Here is a 5,870-nt window from a genome sequence, read left to right on the forward strand (position 1 = left end):
CCCTCCGGGGGGGGTGGGGGTGCGGTGCTCGGACGTGGCGGTTCGCAAGGGGACCTTCCCGCACCGCCGGGTCTCGTACATCGGCGAAAACACCGGTACGCGCGGAACCGCCCCGGCCGCGCTCCGGACCTGGCCCGCGGCGGGCGGGGCGACGGCAGCCTCAAGTTACCAACGGGACACCCTGGGAATCGGGATGCGTACCGGCCAAGATGTCCTCGACGATCAACCCGCCCGGGACTGCCGGGCGGCATCGGGACTGGAGGCCCTGCACATGAGGAAGACCCGCTTATTCGCCGCGCTCACCGCCCTGCTGGCGGCGACGACCGCGGCGGCGCCCGCGTCCTGGGGCACGGCCCCGGGGCCGGACCACCGCGGTGGTGACCGTACCTGCGCCCACCGCCACCTGATGTTCTGCGAGGACTTCGCCACCCTCCCCGGCGGCGGGACCACGGGGGGCCGCGGCTGGACGACGGACACCGCGGGCGGCACGCTGAGCGTCGAGCGCGACGCCTCCCGTCACAGCAAGCACCTGCGCATCCGCACCGAGGGCAACGGCAAGGCGTTCCTCCAGGTCGACGGCGTCCGGCCGCCCGCCAACAGCTTCTGGGGCCGGGTCCGCCTGCGCGTCGACGCCTTCCCCACCGCGCCCGACTGGGCGCACTGGACCATGGTCGAGGCGACCGGGGAGGGCCCCGGCTACATCCGTCCGCTCGGCGGCCAGTACGTGCCGAACCTCGGCAAGAACCTGTGGGGCGTCGGCTCCGACGGCGGCCCCACCGGCGACTGGACGGCCTGGCGCGAGTCCGCCCCCGCCACCGCCGGCGTCTGGCAGTGCGTGGAGTGGCGGATGGACGCCTCCGACAACCGGATCTCCGTCTGGATCGACGGGAAGCCCAAGCCCGAACTGACCGTCTCCACCCGTGACCACGGCGGCGCCGACACGGACTTCGTCTTCCCGAAGTTCGACACGGTCAAGATCGGCTGGCAGCTCTACCAGGGCAACCCGAGCCCCTCCTCGTACGACGTCCGCATGGACGACATCGCCCTCGACGGCCGCCGCATCGGCTGCTGAGACCTGGGGGCCTCCGCGCCGTTCCCGCGGCGCGGAGGCCCCCGACTCCGTGCGGCTGCGGGAGGACAGGTGAGAGGGACACGACCGCGAAGTGGGGAACTCGGGCGGTATCGGCGACGACCACCTGAACCGAATGATACGAATGGCCGGACCCGAGTTTTCGGCACGGCGTGGGGACGCCGTGAGTATCAAGGCCGACACGGTTCAGGGGGAGAGACGTGCCGGCCCGTATGTGGGGGGATCTCTCATGCACGAAATGGTCAAGGGTGCCAACGTCGCGCTGTCCGCGCTGAGTGAGGACACCGCATCCGTGGTCGTGAGCCTCGGATGGTGCAGCACGTCCGGGGACGGGGACGCCGACGTGTCGGTGCTGCTCCTGGACGAGAACGGCAAGGTCGGCGGAGACCACGACTTCTTCTTCTACAACCACCAGGCGGCTTCGGACGGCAGCGTCCAGCTGCTCGGCAAGACGCCGGCCGGCGACGGCAGCGAGGACCGCATCGGTCTCGACCTCACGGCCATGCCGGAGCGGGTGGAACGCGTGGTCGTCGCCGCCAGCCGGTACGAGGGCGCGCGGTTCGGTGATTTGGACGACCTGCGGCTGACGATCGCCGACCGGGCCGGCGAACCGCTGCTCGGATTCTCCATCCCCGACGCCGGGGTCGAGAGCGCGTTCATCTTCGGCGAGCTCTACCGCCGCGCCGGTGAGTGGAAGTTCCGTGCGGTCGGGCAGGGATACGAAACCGGACTGGGAGGTCTGGCCACGGACTTCGGCATCGACGTCGACGACAGCCCCGAGGAGGAGTCCGAGGAGCCGGAGCAGCCGGCGTCCGCCGCCGAGGTCGCCACCGGGGAGACCACGACCGCCGCCCCGGAGTCCGGCACGGCCCGCGTGGCCGCGGCCGACCGCATGCCGCTGCCCACTCCGAGGGCGGAGGAGTCCTCCTCGCCGGATCCGGCCTCCGCCGACAAACCCGCCGCCAAGCGGCGGCCGCGAACGGTGAAGCGCAAGGTCACGATCCCCGGGACGATGCGCAAATCGCTGGCGGAGAACGAGAACTGGCGGGAGGCACGCCTCTTCCCGGCCGGCTCCCTGAAGAGCGACCGGGAGCGTGAGATGCGGGCGACGTCCGTGCTCCTGTCGGTGATGGCCCAGGTCCCGGAGTTCGGCCGGCGGCTCACCGCGGCCTTCGGAGCCCCGGCGGGCCGGATGGAGACCTTCACCGAGGTCACGCTCCCGCACGGGGAGACTCCGAAGCGCCCGGACGGCGTCATTCGCGTTGAGCGCGCGGGCCGCATCTGGACGGCTCTGGTGGAGACCAAGACCAACGGCAACCCCTTGCGGTCCGAACAGGTCCAGGACTACACGGACATCGCCGCCCGGCGGGGCTACGAAGCGGTGATCACCCTGTCCAACGATGTGGCCCTCGACGGCAGGCCGCTGGTCGAGGTGAAGATCGACCGGCGCCGCAAGAACAAGGTCGCGCTCTGGCACCTCTCCTGGACCGAGGTCGCGCACCAGGCCCAGATGCTCATCCGCCACGAAGGAGTCGGCAACGCCGCCCACGCATGGCTCCTCCAGGAGCTCCTCCACTACCTCCGGCACGAGAACTCCGGCTGCCACGGCTTCCAGAACATGGGGCCGGCGTGGGTTCCCGTCCGCAAGGGCATCGACGACGAGACCCTCGTGCCGGGGGACAGCAGGGCGGTCGCGGTCGTCGAGAGCTGGGAGCGCCTCATCCGGCAGATCTGTCTCCGCCTCGGCGGCGAGCTCGGTCAGAAGGTGTTGCCGGTCCAGCGCGCCAGGCGCGGCGTCGACCCCGACACCCGCCGTGCCGGACTCGCGAACGACCTGTGTGACAAGGGGCAGCTTCACGCCGAACTGCGGATCGACGGAACGCCGGGTGTGCTCACCGTCACCGCCGACCTGCGCACTGCCAAGCTGCGGACGTCGATGGAGCTGACCTCGGACGAGCAGGGTTACCCACTCGCCCGTGCCAAGCGCCTGATCAAGCAGCTCGCCGAGGCGCCCGCCGACCTCCACATCGAAACGCTGGTGGAGGGTGATACGCCCGGTCCGCGCGGCACCCTCGAGCGACTCCGCCCGGAGCCGGGGGACCTGCTGCCCGGGAACGGTGCGCGCATCACCGGGTTCCGCCTCTCGCTCTTCAAGAGCATGGGCAGCACCCGCGGCAACGCCGCATCCGGGTTCATCCGCAGCGTCGACGACGCGGTCGATCGTTTCCACCAGCACGTCGTCACGCACCTCGACGCGCGTCCGGCGCGCCGCCGCCGGTCCGCCGAGAGCGTGGCTGCCCCCTGACCGCAGCCGCAGCCGCAGCCGCCGGGAGCCAGGTCAGGTCGCGGGCTGCGTCAGCGGCCCTGTCGGGCGACCAGGGTGAAGGAGTGCCCGGCCGGGTCGGCGTAGGTGCGCACGTCGCGCGGGCCGGAGTTGTCGCGGGTCTCGATGGGACGCGCGCCGAGGCTCACGGCCTCCCGTTCGGCCTCGTCCATGTCCTCCTCGGCCACCAGTATGTGCAGGTGGGCCTGCTGGGAGTCGTCAGGACGAGGCCAACTGGGCGGTGCGTAGCCGTGGTCGCGGCGGACGGCGAGGTGGTTCCCGTCGTTGCCGACGACCTCGACGAAGTCCGGGTCGACGCCCCGCCGCACGGTGGCGCCCAGCAACTTGGCATAGAAATCGGCGAGTTCCTCGGGCGCGGCGCAGTCGAGGACGAGCACTGAGGTCTTGGAAGTGGCCATGGGGTACGTGTGCCCGCCCCCGGCCCGCGCAAGGCGCGCGCATCCGGCCGTCACCGGCCGGCGGACCGCGTTCACCGGCCTGCGTCCGGCGCCGGGCGGACGGTTCGGTGGCGCTTGCGGGCGGTGGTGACCGCGTACACCAGGACGCCGGCGAAGAGGAAGAGCGTGCCCTGGTAGACGGCCGCGTAGCCGGAGCCGGCGACCAGCCAGAGCGAGAAGCAGGCGGCGGTGGTGGCCACGGTCAGGTCGCGGAGCAGGCGGCCGCGGTCGACCTGGTCGTGACGGCCGGCCACCAGGTGGCGCAGCTGGGCGGCGGTGGCCAGGAGGTAGGGGACGGTCGCGGTGAAGGTGGTGATCAGGACCAGGACCTCGAAGATCCGGGCCGAGTGCGAGGCGTAGTTGTAGACGGTCAGGAGGGAGGAGAGGACCACGGTGACGGCCACGCCGACGACGGGCACCCCGCGGCGTCGGTGGGCGAAGCGGGCCGGGAAGAGGCCGTCGCGGGCGGCGGCGTACGGGGTCTGCGCGCTGAGCAGCGTCCAGCCGTTGAGGCAGCCGGTCATCGACACCAGCGCGGCCACCGCGACCGCCCAGCCGCCCCAGCTGCCGCCGACCATGGCGTTCACCGCGTCGGAGAAGGGGGCGGAGGAGTCCACCAGGTCGTCGTGGGCGACGGTGCCGAAGACCGACAGCGTGCCCAGCAGGTAGACCAGTGCCGCACCGGCCGTGCCGATGACGGTCGCCCGGCCCACGTTGCGCCGGGGATCGGCCACGTCGCCCGCGCTCACCGCGGCGGACTCGACGCCGAGGTAGGAGAACAGCAGGATCGCCGCGGCCGCCGAGACCGCCCCGATCGTGCCGTGGCCGCTCGCGTTGAACGGACCGAGGTTGTCGGCGTCGAAGAAGAAGAGACCGCCCACGGCGACCAGCAGCAGGGGCACGAACTTCAGGACGGTGGAGACCAGCTGGACGGCGCCGACCCACCGGGTGCCGGCGAAGTTGGCGAGCGCCGGGAGCCACTGCAGGACCAGGGCGGCCGCGCAGAGGGACCAGCGGTGGTCGCCGACGGCCGGCAGGAGCACGGTCAGGTAGCCGACCGCCGCGACGGCCAGTGCCGCGTTCGACACCCAGGTGGTGATCCAGTACGACCAGGCCGCCAGGAACCCCGCGAAGTCGCCGAACGACTCACGCGCGTAGACGTAGGGACCACCGGTGCGCGGGTCGCGCCGCGCGAGCCGGCCGAAGGTGAGGGCCAGCGCGATCGCACCGACGGTCAGTACCGCGAAGGCCACCAGGCTGACGGTGCCGAACGGAGCCACCGAGGCCGGGAGCAGGAAGATGCCGCCGCCGATGATGTTGCCCATGACCAGCGCGGTCGCCACCGGGAGGCCGAAACGCCGGGCATGCCGGCTGCCGTCGCCGGCCGGCGGAGCCGAGGTGCGGGCAGGGGAGGGGGAGGTCCCGGTGGGGAGCATGGGTGGTGCGCCTCTCGTCGTGCAGACGCCCGGGATCGCCGGGCGTGCCGACCATGATTGGGTACGAGAGGAGATGCCACAAAATCGCTCGATATCGTCCGTCCGGACCCCTGCGCGCACGACAATTCCTACGCCGCAGGGGTCCCCGGACCGAAGAATTCCGGTCGGCCCGTGCCGGGCCCGGCACGCAGGACCCGGCAGGCGGGGCAGGACCCTGCGAGCGGACGGGACCCGGCGGGCGGACGGGACCCGGCGGGCGGGGTCAGGCGCCCAGCTTGCCGATGGAGTCGCTCAGGGACGCCGCCGTCCGGGTCAGGTCCGCCTCGTCGGGCGAGGTGCCGCCCAGCCGTTCCACCAGCTCCCCGCGGGTCAGCACGACCGCCGCCCCCCGGAAGGCCGAGTCCCCCTCCAGGGCGGCGCCGTCGACGACCTGTGCCGTCCCCTCGAGCAGGACCAGGGAGGCGTCGTCCGACGGCCTGTCCAGCAGCTCCTTGACCAGCGTCTCGTCGATCACCATGTGTGTCTTCCCTCCGGCTCGCCGCTGTGTGCGCGGGGGCGGGTAC

General features: G+C 72.2%; 5 protein-coding genes. 2 read left to right on the forward strand and 3 right to left on the reverse strand.

The features are described 5' to 3' along the window. Positions 1–271: 271 nt before the first annotated feature. Both ACOV8S_RS08450 and ACOV8S_RS08455 read left to right on the forward strand, forming a co-directional pair. Positions 272–1,072 (forward strand): hypothetical protein, encoded by an 801-nt coding sequence (locus ACOV8S_RS08450; protein WP_448317058.1) that lies wholly within the window; start codon positions 272–274, stop codon positions 1,070–1,072. A 256-nt stretch (positions 1,073–1,328) separates the two neighbouring features. Further along, the gene (locus ACOV8S_RS08455; protein WP_448317398.1) at positions 1,329–3,395 is read left to right on the forward strand and encodes a TerD family protein; all 2,067 of its coding nucleotides are present in this window, start codon (positions 1,329–1,331) and stop codon (positions 3,393–3,395) included. 50 nt (positions 3,396–3,445) lie between these two features. Here ACOV8S_RS08455 and ACOV8S_RS08460 read toward each other — a convergent pair whose 3' ends face one another. The 3 genes from ACOV8S_RS08460 to ACOV8S_RS08470 all read right to left on the reverse strand — a co-directional run bounded on the left by ACOV8S_RS08460 (position 3,446) and on the right by ACOV8S_RS08470 (position 5,824). Next, a complete protein-coding gene (locus ACOV8S_RS08460) occupies positions 3,446–3,832 on the reverse strand; it encodes a VOC family protein (RefSeq protein WP_448317060.1) in 387 nt (128 codons plus the stop codon). A gap of 71 nt (positions 3,833–3,903) precedes the next feature. Beyond that, complete coding sequence (locus ACOV8S_RS08465) at positions 3,904–5,307, reverse strand: amino acid permease (RefSeq protein ID WP_448317062.1); 1,404 nt, start codon at positions 5,305–5,307, stop codon at positions 3,904–3,906. Between the two features lie 262 nt (positions 5,308–5,569). Continuing rightward, positions 5,570–5,824, reverse strand: coding sequence for a hypothetical protein (locus ACOV8S_RS08470; protein WP_351115106.1), 255 nt, complete (start codon positions 5,822–5,824; stop codon positions 5,570–5,572). Between the last annotated feature and the right edge of the window lie 46 nt (positions 5,825–5,870).

The organism is Streptomyces sp. CO7 (assembly GCF_053474865.1).